This is a genomic window from Streptomyces sp. NPDC049915 (assembly GCF_040656475.1).
In the GTDB taxonomy this organism is placed as follows: Bacteria; Actinomycetota; Actinomycetes; order Streptomycetales; family Streptomycetaceae; genus Streptomyces.
The window spans coordinates 1-21,643 of sequence record NZ_JBFAMH010000023.1 but is presented as its reverse complement, the minus strand read 5'-3'; the positions used below and the strand labels follow the sequence as shown (position 1 = coordinate 21,643).

Here is a 21,643-nt window from a genome sequence, read left to right as displayed (position 1 = left end):
CCCGCCGGGGCGCGGACCACAGGTTTGCGGCTGACGTGCGTCGCTTTCTGTAGGGACCCCACAGTCAGTTCCGTATGCCGCTGTCGGTGCCCTAATGTCCGCGCGCCCCGGCGGACCGATAGGTTTTCCGGGAAGCCGCCTGCATTCCAGCTGTTCGGGCGGGTGTCCGACCGCAATCGAAAGGGTGATCCGTTGAGCCGCTCGGTTCTCGTCACCGGAGGCAACCGGGGCATCGGCCTCGCCATCGCCCGCGCGTTCGCCGACGCCGGCGACAAGGTCGCCATCACGTACCGCTCGGGGGAGCCGCCGGCCGCCCTGACCGAACTGGGCTGCCTCGCGGTCAAGTGCGACATCACCGACCCCGAGCAGGTGGAGCAGGCCTACAAGGAGATCGAGGCCGAGCACGGTCCGGTCGAGGTGCTCATCGCCAACGCCGGCGTCACCAAGGACCAGCTCCTGATGCGTATGTCCGAGGAGGACTTCACCTCGGTCATCGACACCAACCTCACCGGCACCTTCCGGGTCGTCAAGCGCGCCAACCGCGGCATGCTGCGCGCCAAGAAGGGCCGGGTCGTCCTGATCTCCTCGGTCGTCGGAATGCTCGGCTCCGCGGGGCAGGCCAACTACGCCGCGTCCAAGGCCGCCCTCGTCGGCTTCGCGCGCTCCCTCGCCCGTGAGCTGGGCTCGCGCAACATCACCTTCAACGTCGTCGCGCCCGGCTTCGTCGACACCGACATGACCAAGGCGCTCACCGACGAGCAGCGCCAGAACATCGTGTCGCAGGTGCCGCTCGGCCGGTACGCGCAGCCGGAGGAGATCGCCGCGACGGTGCGGTTCCTCGCCTCGGACGACGCCTCGTACATCACTGGAGCCGTCATTCCCGTTGACGGCGGACTGGGAATGGGTCACTGATCACCATGAGCGGAATTCTCGAGGGCAAGCGCGTCCTGATCAGCGGTGTGCTGATGGAGTCCTCCATCGCCTTCCACGCCGCCAAGCTGGCCCAGGAGCAGGGCGCCGAAATCATCCTGACCGCGTTCCCGCGGCCCACGCTGACCGAGCGCATCGCCAGGAAGCTGCCGAGGCCCACCAAGGTCATCGAGCTGGACGTCACCAACGACGAGCACCTCGGCCGGCTGGCGGACCTGGTCGGCGAGGAGCTCGGGGGCCTGGACGGCGTCGTGCACTCCATCGGCTTCGCGCCGCAGGACGCGCTCGGCGGCAACTTCCTGAACACCCCGTTCGAGTCCGTCGCCACGGCGATGCACGTCTCGGCGTACTCCCTGAAGTCGCTGACCATGGCCTGCCTGCCGCTGATGCAGAACGGCGGTTCGGTCGTCGGCCTCACCTTCGACGCCCAGTACGCCTGGCCGCAGTACGACTGGATGGGCCCGGCCAAGGCCGCCCTGGAGGCCACCAGCCGCTACATCGCCCGCGACCTGGGCAAGCAGAACATCCGCTGCAACCTCATCTCCGCGGGCCCGCTCGGCTCCATGGCCGCCAAGTCCATCCCCGGCTTCAGCGATCTGGCCGCCGTGTGGGACACCCGCTCCCCGCTGGAGTGGGACCTGAAGGACCCCGAGCCGGCCGGGCGCGGCATCGTCGCCCTGCTCAGCGACTGGTTCCCGAAGACCACCGGCGAGATCATCCACGTGGACGGCGGTCTGCACGCCATCGGCGCCTGATCACGGTCCACCTGCGAAGGGCCCGCACCCCTTGGGTGCGGGCCCTTTCCGTGTCACCCGTTCGGCTCACCGGCCGGGCGGACAGCCGCGCTCACCACGCACGCTGGAAGGGCACCGCCCCGCAGCCGTACGGCCGAGGAGGTCTGCCTGTGCGTCTGTTCCGCAGCCTCGCCCCAGTGACCGTCGCCGCCGCTGTCGTCCTCTGCCTGCCGTACGACGCGCTGCCCCACGCGCGTGCGGCGCGCCCGGCCGCCGAGCAGCCCTTCGGCGCCGAGTGCCGCACGACCGTGCACGGCTCCGAGGTCGTCGCCTGGTGCCACAACCCCTATGTGGACACCGATCGCGTCGCTCTGCACATCGAGTGCGCCCGATGGTGGGACCTCGACACCGACAGCGCCCCGGCCGAGGTCGGACCGGCCACGACCGTACGGCTGGACGGGCGCTGCTGGAAGGAGGTCGAGGCGGTGTGGATCAGCCACGACAAGGCGTGAACGGCACCACGGGTACGTGCGGGTCCGTCAGCCGCCGGACGGGGTGAACCGGCCCGGGCGGCACAGGAAGGGGTAGCTCGCGGCCTCCTCGGCGGCCGCCTCGGCGTCGCCCGCGCGCAGTGCGTCGAGAAGCCGCCGGTGGTCCATGTGCGTCTCCGGGGTCAGCTGCCCGCCGACGTCCTCGCGCAGCCAGTCCCGCAGGACCTCGCCCAGGTCGGCGTAGAGCGCCTTCAGCACGTCGTTGTGGGACGCCGAGACCACCGCGAGGTGAAACGTGGCGTCCGCCGTCACGAACGCCTCCGCGTCCCCCGACTCCCACGCCTCCTCGCGCCGCAGCAGCAGGGCGTCCAACTGCTTGAGGTCCTTCTCCGTGCGCCGGTGCGCCGCCAGCCGGGCCGCGCTCGACTCCAGCGTGGAGCGCAGCTCGGCGACATGCTGCGGATCGGCCCCGGCGAACCGGCGGTGCATCACGCCGGCCAGCTCACTGGTCGCGACCACATACGTGCCGGAGCCCTGGCGGATGTCCAGCAGGCCGTTGTGCGCGAGGGCGCGCACGGCCTCGCGGACGGTGTTGCGCGCCACCCCGAGCTGCTCGACCAGCTCGGGTTCGGTCGGGATGCGCGAACCGACCGGCCACTCGCCGGAGGTGATCTGGTCGCGCAGCTCGGCGATGACCTGCTCGGACAGTACCGAGCGGCGGGGATGGCTCAGGGGCATGGGACACCTTCGCACGCGCGCGGCCGGGGCCGACCGCCCGGGAATGGACAACCAATCATCCCATGATTCTATGATGGGTGGCATGGTTAGTGAGGAAACCCGGACGAGGACGACCCCGACCCAGCCAGCGGCAAGCGGGAAGACCGGCGGTGCCGCCCCGCGCGCGTGGGCGACGCGCCTGGTCGTGCTCGGCATCATGCTGTCCGCGCTCAACCTCCGCCCGGCCATCACCAGCTTCGGCGCCCTCCTGGAGGAGGTCCGCGACGGGCTCGGGATGAGCGGCAGCGTGGCGGGCCTGCTCACCTCGGTGCCCCCGCTGTGCTTCGCCGTCTTCGGTGTGACGGCCCCCCGGCTCGCCCGCCGCTTCGGCCCCGTCGCCGTCGTGTGCGCGGGCATGGCCGCCATCGCCGCCGGCCTGGTCATACGCCCGTACACCGGGAGCACGGCCGGCTTCCTCGCGGCCAGCGCGCTCGCCCTGATGGGCATCGCCGTCAGCAATGTGCTCATGCCGGTCATCGTCAAGCGCTGGTTCCCCGACCGGGTGGGTTCCATGACCGGCCTGTACTCGATGTTCCTCGCCTTCGGCACCTCGATCGCGGCCGCCGCGACCGTGCCGATGACCCGCGCCCTGGGCGGCAGCTGGCAGTCCGGCCTCACCGTGTGGGCCTTCCTCGCCGTCGCGGCCGTGGTCCCCTGGCTCCCCGTGCTGCGCGACCGCGGCACCGCCGAGCCCACCGCGCCGCGGCAGGGCGCGACCACCGCGTCGCGGGGGAGCGAGCCCGGCGCATCGCGGCCGAGTGTGCCCGGCGCATCACGGCAGGCGCCCGCCGGGGAGCCCGCGCCCGCGCTGCGCATCACCCGCAGCCGCACCGCCTGGGCGCTCGCCGTCTTCTTCGGCCTCCAGGCCACCGCCGCCTACATCACGATGGGCTGGATGGCGCAGATCTTCCGTGACTCGGGGGTCTCGGCGGGCACCGCGGGCCTGCTCCTCGCCGTCACCATGGTGATGGGCGTGCCGCTCGCCTTCGTCATCCCGCGGCTGGCGACCCGGCTGCCCCACCAGGGCTCGATCGTGCTCGCCCTCGGTGTCTGCGGCCTCGCCGGTTATGCCGGGCTGTACTTCGCTCCGGCGGCCGGCGCCTGGGCCTGGGCCGTGCTGCTCGGCATCTCCAACTGCTCCTTCCCACTCGCCCTGACCATGGTCGGTATGCGCGCGAAGACCGGAGCCGGTGTGGCCCAGCTGTCGGCGTTCGCCCAGAGCACCGGCTACCTGATCTCGATCCCCGGTCCGCTGCTGGTCGGCGTGCTGTACCAGAGCAGCGGCGGCTGGGGCCTGCCGATCGCCCTGATGGCCGCCCTGATGGTGCCGCAGATGGCGGTGGGCTACCTCGCCGGGCGCGACCGCACGGTGGAGGACGAGGCCGGGTCCGCCCGCTGAGGGTGCCCCTGGGCCGACCCCGGAGCCGGGCGTTTCGGGCAGGGATGCGAGACTGGCGGCATGCCCGTGCTCGAGCCGAACCCCCAGAACGGCCAGAAGAAGATGCTCATCGTCTTCGGCTCGTTCCTCGCCATCTTCGTGATCATCGCCATCATCGCGACGATCGCCTCCCCGTGAACCTCCCCCGGCCCTCACCGGCCGATGGTGGGGCTACCCCCACCATCCCCTAGGGGGTGAGGGTCAGGGTCAAGTGGGTGGATCACCGGATGGGCCGGAGCCCGCGGATTCCGTAGCGTCGAGACGTGGCCGCAGACCGGCGGACCACCACCACGTTCACGGCACGCTCGACGATCGCGGAGGCACCCATGTCGGCCCGTTCGCACACCCCGCCCCACTCGTCGACCACGGGCGGCGTCCAGACCCGGCTGCCCTGGTGGGGCCTCGCCCTGCCCGCCCTCGCCTTCGTCACCCTGTTCGTGCTGATACTGAATCCCACGGACGCGCAGGCGGCCGCCGGCGAGCCGGCGATCACCCAGCTGCTCCAGCACCTCCAGGCGCTCGTCGCGCGCTAGGACTCCCATGGTGGGAAGGCCTGCCAACTCCCTGCGCCCCATGGCCTCTTTCGTGCGAAGCTGGGACGCATGAGCGTCGCAGAACCCCGCAGGATCGTCCTCTTCCGGCATGCGAAAGCCGACTGGCCACCGGTGCCCGACCACGAGCGGCCGCTCGCCGAACGAGGCCGCAAGGACGCCGTCGAAGCCGGACGCAGGCTGGCCGACACCGGCATCCCCTTCGACCTGACCCTGTGCTCCACCTCGACCCGCACCCGCGAGACCTGGAAGCTCGCCGCGCACGAGTTCCCGCACCGGCCGAAAACGGTCTATGAGGAGCGGATCTACGAGGCCTCCCCGGGCGAACTGATCGCCCTGCTCAACGAGACCCCGGACGAGGTGCGCAACCTGCTGCTCATTGGCCACAACCCGGGCATCCAGGGCCTCGCCGAGGTCCTGGCCGGCGCGGCCGAGGACGACGCCCGCGCGAGCATGAGCCGACGCGGCTTCCCGGCCGCCGCCTTCGCCGCCCTCACCTTCGACGCCCCCTGGAAGTCCCTGGAGCCGGGCGTGGCCACCCTGGCCGACTACTGGGCGCCCGCCGACTGAACCCACCCCTGCGCGGACCCTCGGCCTCCCGCGCGGACCCCGACGCACAGGGGCCCGGCACCTTCGCGGTGCCGGGCCCCTGACGTGTCCGTCGTGCTACTCCCCGGAGACGGTGTCCGCCGCCTCGACCTCTTCGCGGGTGATCCCCAGCAGATACAGCACCGTGTCCAGGAACGGCACGTTCACCGCGGTGTGCGCGGCCTCCCGCACCACCGGCTTGGCGTTGAAGGCGACCCCGAGACCTGCCGCGTTCAGCATGTCCAGGTCGTTTGCGCCGTCACCGATCGCCACCGTCTGCGACAGCGGTACGCCCGCCTCCGCGGCGAACCGGCGCAGCAGCCGCGCCTTGCCCGCGCGGTCGACGATCTCGCCGGTGACCCGGCCGGTCAGCTTGCCGTCGACGATCTCCAGCGTGTTGGCCTGCGCGAAGTCCAGACCCAGCCGCTCCTTGAGGTCGTCGGTCACCTGGGTGAAACCGCCGGAGACCACGCCGACCTGGTAGCCGAGTCGTTTCAGCGTGCGGATCAGCGTGCGCGCGCCCGGCGTCAGCCGTACCTCGCTGCGCACCTTGTCCACCACGGACGCGTCCAGCCCCTCCAGCAGGGCCACGCGCGCGTGCAGCGACTGCTCGAAGTCCAGTTCCCCGCGCATCGCGGCCGCGGTCACCTCGGCGACCTTGTCCTCGCATCCGGCGTGGGCGGCGAAGAGCTCGATCACCTCGTCCTGGATCAGCGTGGAGTCGACGTCCATCACCACGAGCCGCTGCGCCCTGCGGTGCAGGCCCGCGGCGACGACCGCGACATCGACACCGAGTGCCGCCGCATCCGTCACCAGGGCGGTCCGCAGCGGTTCGGTCGCCACGCCGGACACCGCGAACTCCACTGCGGTCACCGGGTACTTGGCCAGGCGGAAGATACGGTCGATGTTGCCGCCCGCCTTGGTGATCTTCGCGGCGATGGCGGCGGTGGCCTCGGCGGTGAGCGGGTGGCCCAGCACGGTGACCAGGGAGCGGCCGAGCCCGCGCGGACGGTTGTCGCCGTGGCCGGAGATGATCTCGGCCTGCATCTTCATCGACTCGGCCCAGCTGTGCACGGTCGCCCGCAGATCGCCCTCCAGGTTCTGCGAGGGCTGGGTCACGAGCGCGCACAGCACGATCCGGCCACGGGTGACGACCTGCTCGATGTCGACCACGTCGACGGAGTAGGCGGCGAGGGTGTCGAAGAGTCCCGCCGTGATGCCCGGCCGGTCCTTGCCGAAGATCTTGACGAGGAGGGTGGGGACGTCCGAGGACTCGGGGGTCTCGGGAGTCCCGGGGGTCGAGGTCTGCGAAGCGCTCATGGTGCTCCCACCGTATCCGGCACCGAGTGCCGCGCGCCCTCCAGGTCCGCCTGGCGGACACGGAACACTCGACGACACTCGGGTGACGCCGGGCTGAAGGGGAGGGGTCCGGCGTGGGCCGACCGAGACCTGCGCTGCTGGGGCGCGGAAGGGCGCGCAGGGAGCGTGTGCGGTCGGCGCATCCACCGGTGACGTTCGTTCCCGCACCGCCGACGCCGCGGCTCAGCGAGGCCCCTCGGGTCTGCGCGGCGGGGGAGCGGGCGGGGGCGGCTCCCGGACCGGATCGGCGACCTGGTCGGCGCCAGGGCGGCCATGGGGGTTCAGACCCGCCGATGTCCCCGACGTCACCGAGCCCGGGGATCTCCGGCCCGCCGCCGCCACCGCCCGGCAGCCGGTCCAGGCCCAGCGCGCCGCCGTCGATCCTCCCCACATCGTGTCCGGCCCAGGCCGGCAGGCCCATCAGGCCGGTGAACAGGGCGAGCACCGTGCCCCCGCGCGCGAGGAGTTCGGCCGGTGCGACGACAACTGTGGCCGTCCGCAGAGACCGTAGGAAGAACCACGACAGCAGCAGCGCACCGACCAGGCTCACGCCCAGTGGCGTGATCTCGATGGCGATGTGCGCCTCGGCGCCCTGGAGTCCGAACGCGGACACATCCCCGGACGGGATGACCGCCCCACCCGCCCCGAGCGCCACCACCGCCGCGGTCATCGGGCCCCACGAGCCCGCCGTATCGGCCCCGAGGAGATGCAGGCCGAGCGCGGCCGTGCCCGCCATCCCAGCGAATCCCCAGCTCACCGCGGCGATCGCGGACAACAGGACGTTCCCCCGCGGCACTTCGCCGCCGAGCCGCGCGCCGTCGCCCTTCGCAGCCGAATCCATGGCAGACCCCCCGATCCGCGCTGCGGCTTGCGCCGCGCTTGTCTCCCTCGTGGGGGATTACCACTCTCCGGCCCGGTTTTCACCCCGCCAACGGCAACGGCCGAGACGCCCGTGAGAGGTCTTCACAAGGCCCGACTTTCGGTCAGGGGGCCGCTACTGAAATAGTTCCCCCCGATGTTCGACATCCCTAGACTCCCCGCGACGGGGGTAATTCGGGGGACAACTCAGTGGGGCATGGAGTGCCGGAACTCGTACTGGAATCAAACGGACGTACCTGGACGCTCGATCCGTCCAGGGCATACACCCTCGGACGTGATCCGCAGGGCGACATCGTCTTCGACGACGCCAGGGTCTCCTGGCGCCACGCCACGGTCAGCTTCGACGGCCGCAGTTGGGTGATCGAGGACCACGGCAGCACCAACGGCACGTTCGTGCAGGGCCAGCGGATACACCATCTGGAACTCGCTCCCGGCACGTCGGTGAACCTGGGCAACGCCACCGACGGCCCGCTGCTGAATCTGACCGGCACGGGCGCCGCGGTGGCCCAGCCCCAGCAGCCGTACGCCGCGCAGGCCGCCAACCCGGCCTGGGGTCAGCCGCAGACGCCGCAGGCCGACTGGCAGCAGACGCCCCAGCCGCAGGCCGCGCAGCCGCAGGCGCCGCAGGGCAACTGGCAGCAGCCCGCCCCGGGCATTCCGCAGCAGCAGGGCCCGGCGCAGCACACGCCCGGCGGTGGCGCGGGGGCGCCGCCGGTCTACGGCGACCGCAGCCCGACCACCTTCCACCAGTTCTCCCTCGGCCGCGTGATGCGCATCGGCCGTGCGCTGGAGAACGAGCTGGTGGTCTCCGACCTGCAGGTCTCCCGGCACCACGCCGAGTTCCACTCGACGCCCGACGGGCGCATGGAGATCCGCGACCTCGGCTCGCACAACGGCACGTACGTCAACGGCCAGCCGATCCCGAAGGGCGGCTCGCAGCTGCTCGGCCCCACCGACATCGTCGGCGTCGGCCACTCGACGTTCCGGATCGTCGGCGACCGGCTCGAGGAGTTCGTGGACACCGGTGAGGTGTCCTTCTCGGCCCGTCACCTGACCGTCACGGTCGACGGCGGCAAGCAGATCCTCAAGGACGTCTCCTTCGGCGTCCCCGAGAAGTCGCTGATCGCGGTCATCGGCCCGTCCGGCTCGGGCAAGTCCACGCTGCTCAAGGCGCTGACCGGCTACCGGCCCGCCGACCAGGGCGAGGTCCTGTACGACAACCGCAACCTCTACAAGCAGTTCGCCGAGCTGCGTCAGCGCATCGGTCTGGTCCCGCAGGACGACATCCTGCACAAGGAGCTGACCGTCAAGAAGGCCCTGAAGTACGCGGCCAAGCTGCGCTTCCCGGCCGACACCACGACCGCCGAGCGCAACGCCCGCATCGACGAGGTGCTGCGTGAGCTCAAGCTCGACATCCACAAGGACAAGAAGGTCACGTCCCTCTCCGGTGGCCAGCGCAAGCGCGTCTCGGTCGCCCTGGAGCTGCTGACCAAGCCGTCGCTGATCTTCCTCGACGAGCCGACCTCGGGCCTCGACCCGGGCATGGACCGCGATGTGATGCAGCTGCTGCGCGGCCTCGCCGACGACGGCCGCACCGTGCTCGTCGTCACCCACTCGGTGGCCGAGCTGGCACTGTGCGACAAGCTGCTGGTGATGGCGCCGGGCGGCGCGGTCGCCTACTTCGGCCCGCCGGAGGAGGCGCTGAACTTCTTCGGCTACGACACCTGGGCCGATGTCTTCTCCGCCTTCGAGAACTACCGCGACTACGACTGGGCGGGCCGCTGGAAGGGCTCGCAGCACTACCAGATGTACGCCGCGGACATCGACGCCGTCGCCCCGCAGGCCGTACAGGTCGCGCCGATGCAGGCGATGAAGCCGCCGAAGCCGCAGGGCTGGCTGTCGCAGTGGGTCACACTGGTGCGCCGCTACGTCTCCGTGATCGTCTCCGACAAGGGCTTCCTCGCCCTGATGGTGATCCTTCCGGCCGTTCTCGGCGCGGTGAGCCTGCTCATCGACCACGACCGCGGCCTGCTGCCCAACCCGGTCAACCCGCAGACCGGCCGGATCATCCCCAACGGCACCGCGACCACGGTCCTGCTGATCCTCGCGGTCGGCGCGTGCTTCGCCGGCGCCGCCAACTCCGTCCGTGAGCTGATCAAGGAACGGGTGATCTACGAGCGGGAGCGCGCGACCGGTCTGTCCCGGTCGGCGTATCTGATGTCGAAGGTCTTCGTGCTCGGCCTGATCACCGTGGGCCAGGGCCTGCTGGTCGGTGTGATCGGCTTCGCCAGCCGGGAGATCCCCTCCAAGGGCCTGGTCCTCGGCGGCGCCACGCTGGTCGAGCTGTCCCTGCCGATCATGGCGCTGGGCTTCACCGCGATGATGTTCGGCCTGATCATCTCCTCGCTGGTGAAGACCGCCGAGAAGACGATGCCGCTGCTGGTGATGTTCGCGATCATCCAGGTGGTCTTCACCGGCTGTCTGTTCAGCCTGCACGGCTCGCTCGGCGTCAACGAGTTCTCGTACCTGATGCCGTCGCGCTGGGCGGTGGCCGCCGCCGGCGCCACGCTGGACTTCAACCGGATCAGCCCGCCGGAGAAGGCCGGCGAGACCGACCCGCTGTGGGACCACACGGTCGGCGCCTGGGGCCTGGACATGGTCGCGCTGATCGCGCTCGGCGTGGTCTGCGGCTTCTTCGTGGCGCGCTTCCTGCGCCGCCACGAGCCGGAAGTCATGCGCAAGTAGGACGCCGTACGACCCCGAAGGGCGGCACCCCGTCAGTTGGGTGCCGCCCTTCGGCGTCTGTGCTCGCGAAAACCGTGTCTTCGCGGATACGTCGCGGGTGCGAGAAGAGGTCCGCGCCGACCTCAGTACGCGCTGTTGACGTTGTCCATCGAGCCGTAGCGGTCGGCCGCGTAGTTGCAGGCGGCGGTGATGTTGGCGACCGGGTCGTAGATGTTCCAGGACGTGCCGGGAACGTGGTACGCCTTGAAGGTCGGCGGGATCACCTGGAGCAGGCCCTTGGACGGGATGCCGTTGATGGCGTTGATGTCCCAGTTGTTGATGGCCATCGGGTTGCCGGAGGACTCCCGAATGACGTTGCGGTGGATGCCGGAGTAGCTGGCCGGGATGTGGTGCTTCTTCAGGATGTCGAGCGACTCACGGATCCAGCCGTCGAGGTTGTTCGGGTAGCTCTTGACCACGTGCGGCTTGAGGGCGGGGCGCTTGGCGGCGCGGCTCGCGGCCTCCTTGGCCTTGCGGGCGGCGACGGCCTTGGCCACGGCGGCCTTCTTCGCGGCCTCCGCCTTCTTCGCGGCCTCCGCCTTCTGGGCGGCCTCCGCCTTCTTCGCGGCGACGGCCTTGGCCACGGCGGCCTTCTTCGCGGCCTCGGCCTTCTTCTGGGCCGCGATCTGCTGGGCCTTGAGATCGGCGCTGGCGAGCTGGTCGGTGATGCTCGCCTTGACGTCCTTGATCTGCTCGGTGCTGTAGGCGACCTTCGCGGGCGCGGCGGCCTCGGTGGTGACCGTGGTCTTGCCTTCGGCGCTGCTGGGCACCGCGGACATGGCGATCGCGGCGGCGCCGAGGACACCGACACCGGCGGCGGCGATCTTGTGGTGCTTGGTCAGCGAGCGACTATAAAGACGGCTGGAAAAGTTCTTGGGCATGCGTAACGGACCTCTTCGAATAGCGCGGAGTTCGCTCACGTCCGGCGGGGGACTACGGGCACTTCCCGCAGGAACGCCGCGGACGGTGAGCCCGCGGCGCTGAGCGACGAAGCAATTCTTAGCGGCCGCAAAATCGCGTGGCAAAGGTGTGACGTACGAAGCCAGGTAGTGGATCAGGTAATGGCAAAACGGGACAGATTGGACGGTCTGCCCCGTTCATGTGGGGGGCTTGTCCTCCTAATCCCCTTCGTACGTGACGTGGGCCCTATGTGCGGGCTCACATGCGCGGTCGTCCGGTCTCACCGGCAGTTGCGTGAGCAATGCGCTCAGTGAGGGCGATCAGAGGGTGCGAGTCCTGCGGCTCGTGCGGCCCGGTCAGCAGTCCGTCCACTGAGCGCATCCCGCGCGGGCGTCACTACCTGATCCGTCCACCCCCACGCGCGCGTACGACCCCGTCGGCGCCCCCGCGGACTCCACGGCCCGCACCGCGGTCGTCCCCACGGCGATCACCCGCCCCGACGGCGTTGACTCCCCACCTCGGCACCCGCGGGCCCGCCCACGCGCGCGGGTAGTAGGCCGGACGGCAGGGGCAGGTACCCGGCCCGCAGCAGCCGCGGGAGCTCTACGAACGTGTGGTGCGACACCCGTCTGCCATGAGAGCACGGCACCGGCCTTCGCCTGGCGCAGCTGCGGCAGCGCCTTCTGTACCAGCGCGGGCGGAGCGACCACGTTCGTCTCCAGCGCCGCCCGAAGCCGTCCAGCGGATGGCTCTCCAGCGGCACCAGCGGCTCCACGCCCAGTACGCCGGCGTCGTCGACCAGCAGATCGACGCCGCGCGGCTTCCAGGCCGCCGCCACCGGCTCCGACCGGTGCCGGGCATGGGTCACATCCCCGGGCACCGCCTCCACCCGCGTGCCGTACGCCCCGAGCGCCGCAGCCGTCTCCTGCAGCGCCCCGGCGCCCGGCGCGTCCGGCGCCAGACCCCAGCCGCGTGCCGCCGGCGCCCGCCACATCACCCCGAGGCCTAGGTCCCGGGTCCTGGGCGATGGCCGTCACGGGGCGGATCCGCGCTGTCGTACCCCGCCGGTACCGTGAGGTCATGAGTCACGGTCCCCGGTCCGGCCTCGCCGCGGTGAGCGCCGCGCTGCTCGCCATGAGCAGGCATCTCGAGGTACGCGACGTCCTGAAGACGATCGTCGCCTCGGCCCGCGAGCTGCTCGACGCCCAGTACGCCGCCCTCGGCGTCCCCGACGACCACGGCGGCTTCGCCCAGTTCGTCGTCGACGGCGTCAGCGAGGAGCAGTGGAAGGCCATCGGCCCGCTGCCGCGCCAGCACGGCATCCTCGCGGCGATGCTCCAGGAGGCCAGGCCCGAGCGCCTCGCCGACGTGCGCAAGGACCCCCGCTTCGGGGGCTGGCCCTCCGCCCACCCGGAACTCGCCGACTTCCTCGGCCTGCCCATCCGCGACGGGGACGAGGTCATCGGCGCACTGTTCCTGGCCAACAAGGTGCGCCCCGTGGGGGGACACCCCCCGCAGCCCCCGGCCCCGAGGGCAGAGGGACGATGCGGCTTCACCCAGGAGGACGAGGAACTGCTCGCCATCCTCGCCCAGCACGCGGCGATCGCGCTGACCAACGCCCGCCTGTACGAGCGCAGCCGCGAGCTGACCATCGCCGAGGAACGCTCCCGCCTCGCCCACGAACTGCACGACGCGGTCAGCCAGAAGCTGTTCTCCCTGCGCCTGACCGCCCAGGCCGCCGCCCGCCTCGTCGACCGCGACCCGGCCCGTGCCAAGTGCGAGCTGCAGCAGGTGGCGGCCCTGGCCGCCGAGGCCGCCGACGAACTGCGCGCCGCCGTCGTCGAGCTGCGCCCCGCCGCGCTCGACGAGGACGGCCTGGTCGCCACCCTGCGCACCCAGATCCAGGTCCTCGACCGCGCCCACTCCGCCCGGGTCACGTTCGCCGCCCGCGGCATCCGCGCCCTGCCCTCCGCCCAGGAGGAGGCCCTGCTGCGCGTCGCCCAGGAGGCCCTGCACAACGCCCTGCGGCACTCCGCGGCCGAGCACGTCGACGTCACCCTGGACCGCCGCGGTCCCGGTGCCGTCCTGCGCGTCACCGACGACGGCACCGGCTTCGACCCGAAGGCGATACGGCGCGCGGGACGCCACCTCGGCCTGGTCTCCATGCGCGACCGGGCGGACGGGGTCGGCGGCAGGCTGACCGTGGAATCGGCGCCCGGCAAGGGCACCACGATCGAGATGGAGGTCCCCGGTGGCTGAGGCAATCAGGGTGCTGCTGGTCGACGACCACCAGGTCGTCCGCCGGGGCCTGCGCACCTTCCTGGAGGTGCAGGACGACATAGAGGTCGTCGGGGAGGCCGCGGACGGCGCCGAAGGCGTAGCCCGGGCCGAGGAGTTGCGGCCGGACGTCGTCCTCATGGACGTCAAGATGCCCGGCATGGACGGCGTGGAGGCCCTGCGCAAGCTCCGCGAACTCGGCAACCCCGCGCGCGTGCTGATCGTCACCAGCTTCACCGAGCAGCGCACGGTGGTCCCGGCCCTGCGCGCCGGCGCCGCCGGGTACGTGTACAAGGACGTGGACCCCGACGCGCTCGCCGGCGCCATCCGCTCCGTGCACGCCGGGCATGTGCTGCTCCAGCCCGAGGTCGCCACCGCGCTCCTCTCCCAGGAGGAGGCGAACTCCGGCCAGGGCCGGGGCAATGCGCTCACCGAGCGGGAGCGCGAGGTGCTGGGCCTGATCGCGGACGGCCGCTCCAACCGGGAGATCGCCCGTGCGCTGGTCCTGTCCGAGAAGACGGTGAAGACCCACGTCTCGAACATCCTGATGAAACTCGACCTGGCGGATCGCACACAGGCCGCGCTGTGGGCCGTTCGTCATGGTGTGTCCGGATGATCGGCAACTCGGAAGGTTCCCTTCCGGACTGAGATTCATACCGTCGTGGGAATGCCCCCCGAATGGCGTATCCCACGGCGGGGCCCCGCCGTTCTCCAGTGCGTGCCGCGGCGACTGCCGCGGCCATCGCAAGGAGGGCTTTGAAAGTGAAGAACCTGAAGAAGGCGGCGGCCGTGACGATGGTGGCCGGCGGGCTGATCGCCGCCGGTGCGGGCCTGGCCTCCGCCACCGAGGGCGCGCACGCCGACGGCACGGCCGTGGGCTCGCCGGGTGCCGTCTCGGGCAACGTCATCCAGGCCCCGGTCCACGTGCCGGTCAACGTCGTCGGCAACAGCGTCAACGTCATCGGCGCGCTGAACCGGGCCTTCGGCAACTCGGCCTGAACCACTGACATTCCCCGCACCTCCCTCGGTGCCCCCGGCCTCCCGGCGTCACCCGGGAGGCCGGCGCCGGCTGCGGCCACCCCCGCCGCACCAGCCGCGCGGCCGCACAAGCCGCGGGCAGTCGTGCCGCAGGGCGGCACCGGTGGGCGCGGGCGGCACTCCTCAGCACCGGGCCACGCACCCGACCCCTCAGCACCGACGCCGGTCACCTCGCGGCGAACCCCGCTGAGCCAACCCCGCCCCGACCCAGGGCACAAGAACAACGAACGCTCACCGCACCCTCACTCCCGCCGCAGGCTCACCGCTCCCGTTCCTCCACATACGCGTTGTACGCAGCCACCTGCGCCCGCCGGGCCACCCGCTCCACCGGCCGCAACGCCTCCGCCCGCGCGAACATCTCCCCGGCGCTCACCGCACCGCCGGGCCCCTTCTCCGACGCGAGCGACACCAGCAGCCCCACCCGCTGCGCCAGCTCCAGCACCCGCACCGCCCGCGGCGGATACCCCGGCGCCAGCACCTCCCGCCCCCGCTCGGCCCGCGCCCGGTACGCGTCGAGCGCCGCCTGCGCGACCGGCCCCGACCCGGCGACGTCCAGCCGCGTCAGCGCGGCCGTCGCCTCCCGCAACGCCTCCGCCAGCTCCCGCTCGGCCTCACCCAGCGACGGCACATCGGCCGGCGGAGCCTCCCGCACCGGCAGGCAGTGCCAGACGACCTCCACCTGCACATCGCCCTCGGGCCCGGCCTCGTACACCTCCGGCACCAGCCCCAGCGCGCCCCCGTGGCAGACCACCGCCTCCTCGGCCTCCAGCGCCCGCTTGTTGAACTCCGGCGGACCACTCAGCCCCAACGGATGCCCCGGTGCCGGCAGCGCGACCCGCAGCCCGCTCACCCCCAGCGACCGCAGCCGCCCCAGCGCCAGTGTGAGACCGACCGGAACCGACTCACCCGGCAGTCCCTCCACCCGGTGCACCGCGTCCTCGCCCACGATGGCGAGCACGGCGTCATCCGGAGAGGCAAGTCCGGCAAGAAGGGCATTTCCCCAGGCGGCAAGGCGGCCGGCGCGCGGTTCCACGAGCATGCCCCCCACCCTAAGGACCGGACCGATGGAACGGCCCGCCCGGTCGGTGGCGTAGATTCGTTCAGGGCCGCGCCCACCGGCGCGGCGAACAGAGCCACAGGCGTACGCGACTGCCGCGACCGGCCACACTGCAAGGGGAGACAACGCGCTCATGAGCGATGTTCTGGAGCTTCAGGACGTATCCGTGGTCCGTGAGGACCGGGCTCTGGTGGACCAGGTCTCCTGGTCGGTCAAGGAGGGCGAGCGCTGGGTCATCCTCGGCCCGAACGGCGCCGGCAAGACCACCCTCCTCAACGTCGCCTCCAGCTACCTCTACCCCAGCAAGGGCACCGCCACCATCCTCGGCGAGACCCTCGGCAAGCCCGGCACCGACGTCTTCGAACTGCGCCCCCGCATCGGCGTGGCCGGCATCGCCATGGCCGAGAAGCTCCCCAAGCGCCAGACCGTCCTGCAGACCGTCCTCACCGCCGCCTACGGCATGACCGCCACGTGGAACGAGGACTACGACGAGATCGACGAGCAGCGCGCCCGCGCCTTCCTCGACCGACTCGGCATGAGCGACTACCTCGACCGCCGCTTCGGCACCCTCTCCGAGGGCGAGCGCAAGCGCACCCTCATCGCCCGCGCCCTGATGACCGACCCGGAGCTGCTGCTCCTCGACGAGCCGGCCGCCGGCCTGGACCTCGGCGGCCGCGAGGACCTGGTCCGCCGCCTCGGCCGCCTGGCCCGCGACCCCATCGCCCCCTCGATGATCATGGTCACGCACCACGTCGAGGAGATCCCGCCGGGCTTCACCCACGTCCTCATGATCCGCCAGGGCAAGGTCCTCACCGCCGGCCCGCTGGAGCTCGAACTCTCCTCCCGCAACCTCTCCCTGTGCTTCGGCCTCCCGCTCGTCGTCGAGCAGGTCGGCGAACGCTGGACCGCCCAGGGCCTGCCCCTGTCCTGACCCCGTGCGCCCCGCCCGGCGCCCTGTCGGCAACCCGGCCGGCGCCCCTACGATTGCCGTGTGAACGACATCGACGCATGGGTGTGGTGGCTCGTCGGTGCGGCAGCGCTCGGAATCCCGCTCGTGGTCACCGCGATGCCGGAGTTCGGGATGCTCGCCGTGGGCGCCGTCGCCGCGGCGGTCGTCGCGGGCTTCGGCCTCGGCGTCGTCGTCCAAGTGCTCGTCTTCCTCGCCGTCTCGATCGCCCTCATCGCCGTCGTACGGCCCATCGCGGCCCGGCACAGCCGCCAGCGCCCCCAACTCGCCACCGGTATCGACGCCCTGAAGGGCCGTCAGGCCGTCGTCCTCGAGCGCGTCGACGGCTCCGGCGGCCGTATCAAGCTCGCCGGAGAGATCTGGTCGGCCCGCGCCCTGGACACCGGCCGCGCCTACGAAGTGGGGCAGGAAGTGGACGTCGTGGACATCGAGGGGGCCACCGCGATCGTCATGTGACCTCCTGCGATTGACCTCCTGCGAGGCGACAAGCGACGACCGGGCACGGACTCGGCCGAACACCCCACGAGCCCTCCGACGGTCTGTCAGACTCGACCAGCAAGATCTTCAACAGCCATAAGATCTTCCAAAAGCGCCGAGGCGGAGAAGGGTACGGGCAGCCACGATGGAACCGGTCATCATCGTCCTGATCATTCTGGTGGTGTTGGTCTTCATCGCCCTGATCAAGACCATCCAAGTCATTCCGCAGGCGAGCGCCGCCATCGTGGAGCGCTTCGGCCGCTACACGAGGACGCTGAACGCGGGCCTCAACATCGTCGTCCCGTTCATCGACACCATCCGCAACCGCATCGACCTGCGCGAACAGGTCGTCCCCTTCCCGCCGCAGCCGGTGATCACCCAGGACAACCTGGTCGTCAACATCGACACGGTCATCTACTACCAGGTCACCGACGCCCGGGCCGCGACCTACGAAGTCGCCAGCTACATCCAGGCCATCGAGCAGCTCACCGTCACCACGCTGCGCAACATCATCGGCGGCATGGACCTGGAGCGCACCCTCACCTCCCGCGAGGAGATCAACGCGGCCCTGCGCGGCGTCCTCGACGAGGCCACCGGCAAGTGGGGCATCCGCGTCAACCGCGTCGAGCTCAAGGCCATCGAACCGCCCACCTCCATCCAGGACTCGATGGAGAAGCAGATGCGCGCCGACCGTGACAAGCGCGCCGCGATCCTCCAGGCCGAAGGTGTCCGGCAGTCCGAGATCCTGCGCGCCGAGGGCGAGAAGCAGTCCCAGATCCTGCGCGCCGAGGGTGAGGCCAAGGCCGCGGCCCTGCGCGCCGAGGGCGAGGCCCAGGCCGTCCGCACGGTCTTCGAAGCCATCCACGCCGGCGACCCCGACCAGAAGCTGCTCTCCTACCAGTACCTCCAGATGCTCCCGAAGATCGCCGAGGGCGACGCCAACAAGCTCTGGATCGTCCCCAGCGAAATCGGCGACGCCCTCAAGGGCCTCTCCGGCGCGATGGGCAACTTCGGTGCGATGGGCGGCGGTTCGGGCGGCGGCTCGACAGGCAACGGCGCGGACCGCCGAGAAAAGCCGTCGATCGACTGAGGGTTCAACTGGGTCCAAGGCCGCGAACCGCGCCCCGAAAGGGGCGCGGGGAGCTGCGCGACAAGCCACGCGACCCCGCAGCCGACGACGGACAACAGGCCCTACGGCGAAGAGTCAGGCCGCATCCCGGGCCAGCCATCCGGGAAGGGACGCAAGATCATCCGCCCCCAGCGTCAGCAACATCGCATCGGCCGGCGTCGGCTCGAACGGCTCCCGCAGCAACCGCATCCCCGCCTCCTCCGGCGTCCGGTCCGCTTTGCGGTGATTGTCCTCCGCGCACGCGGCCACCGTGTTCAGCCACGTGTCCTGCCCACCCCGCGACCGAGGCACCACGTGGTCCACCGTCGTGGCCCTGCGCCCGCAGTACGCGCACCGGTGCCGGTCCCGGACCAGCACACCCCGCCTCGACCACGGCGCTTGTCTTCGGAACGGCACCCGTACGTACCGGCACAACCGGATCACCCGGGGCGCGGGTATGTCGACATCGGCGCCCCGCATACGCAGCTCGGGGTGGGCCTGCTCGACGACCGCCTTGTCCTGCAGCACCAGAACGACGGCTCGGTTCAGCGTCACCGTCGACAACGGTTCGAAGCTGGCGTTCAGAACGAGCGTGTCCCGCATCAAGCCCACCTCCCGTGTGCACCGGCCCACCCCCCGGCGGGCTTGGATCAACTCTGGACGGGCGCGCCGAGATGGACAACGCAATAAAAAATGCCCGCCTCCGATCACTTCCAAGACCAGAGGCGGGCAAACCTTCCGTGAACGTCAGGCTTGTGCGGGCTCCTCGTACTCACCGATCAGCTGCGCCCGGCCGATCGTGTGGAACCGCAGATTGAACCCGACGACGGCGGGAGAGGCGTCGGAATCCGGACCGAGCTTCTCCTGGTCCACGGCGTACACCGTGAACACATACCGGTGCGGCCCGTCCCCGGGCGGCGGCGCGGCACCGCCGAAGTCCTTCGAGCCGTAGTCGTTGCGCACCTGGACCGCACCCTCGGGCAGCCCCTCGAACTTGCCGCTGCCCGCACCCGCCGGCAGCTCGGTGACCGAGGCCGGGATGTCGAAGACGGACCAGTGCCAGAACCCGCTGCCCGTCGGGGCGTCCGGGTCGTAGCAGGTCACGGCGAAGCTCTTGGTCTCCGGCGGGAAGCCCTCCCACCGCAGCTGCGGCGAGGTGTTGCCCTTCGCGTAGACCTGAGCGTCCTTGAGGGTGGCACCCTCCTGGACGTCCTCACTCGTGACCGTGAAGGACGGCACGGGCGGATGGAAGTCGTGGGGGAGCGGCCGCCTCTTGAGCTCGGTCACCTCGGTACCTCCTGATCGCTTGCGTTCAGTAGGTCCGAGCCTAGAACCAGTTCCGCTTGCTGCCGACCTCGGACAGCCACTGGTTGAGGTACGCCGCCCAGTCGGTCCCCTGCCAGTCGTTCAGACCCACCTGGAAGGACCGGTAGGTGTCACTTCCCTCACTGAACAGACCCGGCTTCTTGTCCATCTCCAGGACGACGTCCATGGCGTGCTCGTCGGCGACGAAGCTCAGCTCGACCTGGTTCAGACCCCTGTACTGCGACGGCGGGAAGAACTCGATCTCCTGGTAGAACGGCAGCTTCTGCCGCGTACCCCGGATGTGGCCGCGCTCCATGTCCGCGTTCTTGAATCGGAAGCCCAGCTGGATGAACGCGTCCAGGATCGCCTTCTGCGCCGGCAGCGGATGCACGTTGATCGGGTCCAGATCGCCGGAGTCCACGGCCCGCGCGATCGCCAGCTCGGTCGTCACACCGATGTGCATCCCGCGCAGGGACTGCCCGTCGATCATGGTGACCGGCGTCTCCCAGGGGATCTCCAGCCCGAACGGCACCGCGTGCACGGCCCCCGCCTGCAGCTCGAAGGCACCGCCGAGCCGCACCTTGGTGAACTCGATGTCCTGCTTGTACTCCTGGTCGCCGCTCTCCACCTCGACCTTGGCCTGGAGCCCCACCGCCAGACCCTCGATGTCCTGGCTGACGGACCCGCCCTGGATCCGCACCTCACCCTGGACCACGCCACCCGGCACCACGTTCACCTCGGTCAGCACGGTCTCGACCGAGGCCCCGCCGGCCCCCAGGCTCGCGAGCAGCTTCTTGAACGCCATGGTTCTCCTCAACGACTACGACTGAAACGACTGCGACTGCGTCCTTGATCCGTACAAACGCGATCCGGCCCCGCCCGGTTCCGCGCCCTCACCCTGGCCGCACGCCCCCTGACCACCCCATGGAACGGACCGACTCCAGTACGCTCGGAGGTCATGATCGCGAGCCCCGACCGTACGCCCCTGCCCCGCGCCTTCTTCGACCGGCCCGTCCTCGATGTCGCCCCCGACCTCCTCGGCCGCATCCTGGTCCGCTCCACCCCGGACGGCCCGATCGCCCTGCGCCTGACAGAGGTCGAGGCCTACGACGGCCCGAACGACCCCGGCTCCCACGCCTACCGCGGCCAGACCGCCCGCAACAGCGTGATGTTCGGTGAGCCCGGACATGTGTACGTCTACTTCACCTACGGCATGTGGCACTGCATGAACCTGGTCTGCGGACCGGTCGGACGAGCCAGCGCCGTCCTGCTCCGCGCCGGCGAGATCGTCGAGGGCGCCGAACTGGCCCGTGTCCGTCGCCTCTCGGCCAAGAACGACAAGGAGTTGGCCAAGGGCCCCGCCCGCCTGGCCACCGCCCTGGACGTGGGCCGGGCCCTGGACGGTACGGACGCGTGCGCCGAGGGGGAGACCCCGCTGCGCATGCTGACGGGCACGCCCATCCCCTCCGACCAGGTACGCAACGGCCCCCGCACGGGCGTCGCCGGCGAGGGCGGCGACGGCGACGTCCACCCGTGGCGCTTCTGGGTCGCCAACGACCCGACGGTGAGCCCGTACCGGGCCCATGTCCCGAAGCGGCGCCGCGGTTGACGCGGCGCCGGAAGGTGCGTAATGTGGCCCGAGCCGCTGAACCGGGTACGGCGATCGCCTGCAGCCGGAGCGGCCAACCCACTACCTAGCTACAGCCCCTCGGCGGGGTCGCTTCTGGTGCGTCCGCGTACCCGAATTCGAACTCGCGAGGCTCGATTATGAGTCGCCGAGAGAATGAGCTAACGTAGTGAATGTCGAAAGGGCGGACGGCGAAAGCCGAAAACCCCAAGACACCGAGGAAATCGGATCGGAAAGATCTGATAGAGTCGGAAACGCAAGACCGAAGGGAAGCCCGGAGGAAAGCCCGAGAGGGTGAGTACAAAGGAAGCGACCGTTCCTTGAGAACTCAACAGCGTGCCAAAAGTCAACGCCAG

General features: G+C 70.7%; 23 protein-coding genes and 1 pseudogene. 16 read left to right on the top strand and 8 right to left on the bottom strand.

What is annotated here, in order from left to right; translation table 11 throughout:
- Positions 1–192: 192 nt before the first annotated feature.
- The 3 genes from fabG to AB0J12_RS30035 all read left to right on the top strand — a co-directional run bounded on the left by fabG (position 193) and on the right by AB0J12_RS30035 (position 2,176).
- Entirely contained in the window at positions 193–912 is a 720-nt protein-coding gene (gene fabG, locus AB0J12_RS30045) for a 3-oxoacyl-[acyl-carrier-protein] reductase (protein WP_363267684.1), read from the top strand.
- A gap of 5 nt (positions 913–917) precedes the next feature.
- Positions 918–1,685, top strand: coding sequence for an enoyl-ACP reductase FabI (fabI, locus tag AB0J12_RS30040; protein WP_363267682.1), 768 nt, complete (start codon positions 918–920; stop codon positions 1,683–1,685).
- Between the two features lie 149 nt (positions 1,686–1,834).
- Positions 1,835–2,176: a hypothetical protein gene (locus AB0J12_RS30035; protein ID WP_363267681.1), complete on the top strand. Its 342-nt coding sequence runs from the start codon at positions 1,835–1,837 to the stop codon at positions 2,174–2,176.
- A 27-nt stretch (positions 2,177–2,203) separates the two neighbouring features.
- Here the strand turns inward: AB0J12_RS30035 and AB0J12_RS30030 are convergent, their stop codons facing one another.
- Positions 2,204–2,893, bottom strand: a complete 690-nt coding sequence (locus AB0J12_RS30030; RefSeq protein WP_363267680.1) for a FadR/GntR family transcriptional regulator — start codon at positions 2,891–2,893, stop codon at positions 2,204–2,206.
- A gap of 70 nt (positions 2,894–2,963) precedes the next feature.
- Here AB0J12_RS30030 and AB0J12_RS30025 point away from each other — a divergent pair, with 70 nt between their 5' ends.
- From AB0J12_RS30025 to AB0J12_RS30010, 4 genes are all read left to right on the top strand, one after another.
- Entirely contained in the window at positions 2,964–4,331 is a 1,368-nt protein-coding gene (locus AB0J12_RS30025; protein WP_363267679.1) for a CynX/NimT family MFS transporter, read from the top strand.
- A gap of 60 nt (positions 4,332–4,391) precedes the next feature.
- A complete protein-coding gene (locus AB0J12_RS30020) occupies positions 4,392–4,508 on the top strand; it encodes an SGM_5486 family transporter-associated protein (RefSeq protein ID WP_363267678.1) in 117 nt (38 codons plus the stop codon).
- A gap of 188 nt (positions 4,509–4,696) precedes the next feature.
- On the top strand, positions 4,697–4,903 hold the full coding sequence (locus AB0J12_RS30015; protein ID WP_363267796.1) for a hypothetical protein: 207 nt from the start codon (positions 4,697–4,699) through the stop codon (positions 4,901–4,903).
- Positions 4,904–4,972: 69 nt separating this feature from the next.
- Entirely contained in the window at positions 4,973–5,491 is a 519-nt protein-coding gene (locus AB0J12_RS30010) for a histidine phosphatase family protein (protein WP_363267677.1), read from the top strand.
- 96 nt (positions 5,492–5,587) lie between these two features.
- Here the strand turns inward: AB0J12_RS30010 and serB are convergent, their stop codons facing one another.
- Together serB and AB0J12_RS30000 are read right to left on the bottom strand one after the other, a co-directional pair.
- Entirely contained in the window at positions 5,588–6,829 is a 1,242-nt protein-coding gene (gene serB, locus AB0J12_RS30005; RefSeq protein ID WP_363267676.1) for a phosphoserine phosphatase SerB, read from the bottom strand.
- Between the two features lie 325 nt (positions 6,830–7,154).
- A pseudogene (locus AB0J12_RS30000) lies at positions 7,155–7,709 on the bottom strand (streptophobe family protein); the annotation flags it as partial.
- A 239-nt stretch (positions 7,710–7,948) separates the two neighbouring features.
- Between AB0J12_RS30000 and AB0J12_RS29995 the strand changes: the two are divergent.
- Entirely contained in the window at positions 7,949–10,492 is a 2,544-nt protein-coding gene (locus AB0J12_RS29995) for an FHA domain-containing protein (RefSeq protein ID WP_363267675.1), read from the top strand.
- 122 nt (positions 10,493–10,614) lie between these two features.
- Here the strand turns inward: AB0J12_RS29995 and AB0J12_RS29990 are convergent, their stop codons facing one another.
- On the bottom strand, positions 10,615–11,412 hold the full coding sequence (locus AB0J12_RS29990) for a transglycosylase SLT domain-containing protein (RefSeq protein ID WP_363267674.1): 798 nt from the start codon (positions 11,410–11,412) through the stop codon (positions 10,615–10,617).
- 764 nt (positions 11,413–12,176) lie between these two features.
- Here AB0J12_RS29990 and AB0J12_RS29985 point away from each other — a divergent pair.
- From AB0J12_RS29985 to AB0J12_RS29970, 4 genes are all read left to right on the top strand, one after another.
- A complete protein-coding gene (locus AB0J12_RS29985; protein WP_363267673.1) occupies positions 12,177–12,440 on the top strand; it encodes a hypothetical protein in 264 nt (87 codons plus the stop codon).
- Positions 12,441–12,511: 71 nt separating this feature from the next.
- A complete protein-coding gene (locus AB0J12_RS29980; RefSeq protein WP_363267672.1) occupies positions 12,512–13,690 on the top strand; it encodes a GAF domain-containing sensor histidine kinase in 1,179 nt (392 codons plus the stop codon).
- Complete coding sequence (locus AB0J12_RS29975) at positions 13,683–14,324, top strand: response regulator transcription factor (protein ID WP_363267671.1); 642 nt, start codon at positions 13,683–13,685, stop codon at positions 14,322–14,324. Before AB0J12_RS29980 ends, AB0J12_RS29975 begins: the two co-directional genes overlap by 8 nt.
- 146 nt (positions 14,325–14,470) lie before the next feature.
- Positions 14,471–14,707 (top strand): chaplin, encoded by a 237-nt coding sequence (locus AB0J12_RS29970; RefSeq protein WP_363267670.1) that lies wholly within the window; start codon positions 14,471–14,473, stop codon positions 14,705–14,707.
- A 298-nt stretch (positions 14,708–15,005) separates the two neighbouring features.
- Here the strand turns inward: AB0J12_RS29970 and AB0J12_RS29965 are convergent, their stop codons facing one another.
- Positions 15,006–15,785, bottom strand: coding sequence for a hypothetical protein (locus tag AB0J12_RS29965; RefSeq protein WP_363267669.1), 780 nt, complete (start codon positions 15,783–15,785; stop codon positions 15,006–15,008).
- A gap of 151 nt (positions 15,786–15,936) precedes the next feature.
- On the opposite strand from AB0J12_RS29965, the gene AB0J12_RS29960 reads away from it, so the two are divergent.
- The 3 genes from AB0J12_RS29960 (at position 15,937) to AB0J12_RS29950 (ending at position 18,337) form a co-directional block, all read left to right on the top strand.
- Complete coding sequence (locus tag AB0J12_RS29960) at positions 15,937–16,734, top strand: ABC transporter ATP-binding protein (protein ID WP_363267668.1); 798 nt, start codon at positions 15,937–15,939, stop codon at positions 16,732–16,734.
- A gap of 60 nt (positions 16,735–16,794) precedes the next feature.
- On the top strand, positions 16,795–17,226 hold the full coding sequence (locus AB0J12_RS29955; RefSeq protein ID WP_363267667.1) for an NfeD family protein: 432 nt from the start codon (positions 16,795–16,797) through the stop codon (positions 17,224–17,226).
- 166 nt (positions 17,227–17,392) lie between these two features.
- Positions 17,393–18,337 carry an SPFH domain-containing protein gene (locus AB0J12_RS29950; protein WP_363267666.1) on the top strand — a complete coding sequence of 315 codons (945 nt, stop codon included), beginning with the start codon at positions 17,393–17,395 and terminating at the stop codon, positions 18,335–18,337.
- Positions 18,338–18,451: 114 nt separating this feature from the next.
- Here AB0J12_RS29950 and AB0J12_RS29945 read toward each other — a convergent pair whose 3' ends face one another.
- The 3 genes from AB0J12_RS29945 to AB0J12_RS29935 all read right to left on the bottom strand — a co-directional run bounded on the left by AB0J12_RS29945 (position 18,452) and on the right by AB0J12_RS29935 (position 20,465).
- Entirely contained in the window at positions 18,452–18,958 is a 507-nt protein-coding gene (locus AB0J12_RS29945) for an HNH endonuclease (RefSeq protein WP_363267664.1), read from the bottom strand.
- Between the two features lie 144 nt (positions 18,959–19,102).
- The gene (locus AB0J12_RS29940; protein ID WP_363267662.1) at positions 19,103–19,642 is read right to left on the bottom strand and encodes a YbhB/YbcL family Raf kinase inhibitor-like protein; all 540 of its coding nucleotides are present in this window, start codon (positions 19,640–19,642) and stop codon (positions 19,103–19,105) included.
- 40 nt (positions 19,643–19,682) lie between these two features.
- On the bottom strand, positions 19,683–20,465 hold the full coding sequence (locus tag AB0J12_RS29935) for a sporulation protein (protein ID WP_363267660.1): 783 nt from the start codon (positions 20,463–20,465) through the stop codon (positions 19,683–19,685).
- A gap of 153 nt (positions 20,466–20,618) precedes the next feature.
- On the opposite strand from AB0J12_RS29935, the gene AB0J12_RS29930 reads away from it, so the two are divergent.
- Positions 20,619–21,269, top strand: coding sequence for a DNA-3-methyladenine glycosylase (locus AB0J12_RS29930; RefSeq protein ID WP_363267659.1), 651 nt, complete (start codon positions 20,619–20,621; stop codon positions 21,267–21,269).
- Positions 21,270–21,643: the final 374 nt, after the last annotated feature.

Coding starts and splice junctions, on each gene's coding strand:
- fabI (WP_363267682.1), top strand. CDS start 918: ATGAGCGGAATTCTCGAGGGCAAGCGCGTCCTGATCAGCGGTGTGCTG.
- AB0J12_RS30030 (WP_363267680.1), bottom strand. CDS start 2,893: ATGCCCCTGAGCCATCCCCGCCGCTCGGTACTGTCCGAGCAGGTCATC.
- AB0J12_RS30025 (WP_363267679.1), top strand. CDS start 2,964: ATGATGGGTGGCATGGTTAGTGAGGAAACCCGGACGAGGACGACCCCG.
- AB0J12_RS30020 (WP_363267678.1), top strand. CDS start 4,392: ATGCCCGTGCTCGAGCCGAACCCCCAGAACGGCCAGAAGAAGATGCTC.
- AB0J12_RS30015 (WP_363267796.1), top strand. CDS start 4,697: ATGTCGGCCCGTTCGCACACCCCGCCCCACTCGTCGACCACGGGCGGC.
- AB0J12_RS30010 (WP_363267677.1), top strand. CDS start 4,973: ATGAGCGTCGCAGAACCCCGCAGGATCGTCCTCTTCCGGCATGCGAAA.
- serB (WP_363267676.1), bottom strand. CDS start 6,829: ATGAGCGCTTCGCAGACCTCGACCCCCGGGACTCCCGAGACCCCCGAG.
- AB0J12_RS29990 (WP_363267674.1), bottom strand. CDS start 11,412: ATGCCCAAGAACTTTTCCAGCCGTCTTTATAGTCGCTCGCTGACCAAG.
- AB0J12_RS29985 (WP_363267673.1), top strand. CDS start 12,177: ATGGCTCTCCAGCGGCACCAGCGGCTCCACGCCCAGTACGCCGGCGTC.
- AB0J12_RS29980 (WP_363267672.1), top strand. CDS start 12,512: ATGAGTCACGGTCCCCGGTCCGGCCTCGCCGCGGTGAGCGCCGCGCTG.
- AB0J12_RS29965 (WP_363267669.1), bottom strand. CDS start 15,785: ATGCTCGTGGAACCGCGCGCCGGCCGCCTTGCCGCCTGGGGAAATGCC.
- AB0J12_RS29960 (WP_363267668.1), top strand. CDS start 15,937: ATGAGCGATGTTCTGGAGCTTCAGGACGTATCCGTGGTCCGTGAGGAC.
- AB0J12_RS29950 (WP_363267666.1), top strand. CDS start 17,393: ATGGAACCGGTCATCATCGTCCTGATCATTCTGGTGGTGTTGGTCTTC.
- AB0J12_RS29945 (WP_363267664.1), bottom strand. CDS start 18,958: ATGCGGGACACGCTCGTTCTGAACGCCAGCTTCGAACCGTTGTCGACG.
- AB0J12_RS29935 (WP_363267660.1), bottom strand. CDS start 20,465: ATGGCGTTCAAGAAGCTGCTCGCGAGCCTGGGGGCCGGCGGGGCCTCG.
- AB0J12_RS29930 (WP_363267659.1), top strand. CDS start 20,619: ATGATCGCGAGCCCCGACCGTACGCCCCTGCCCCGCGCCTTCTTCGAC.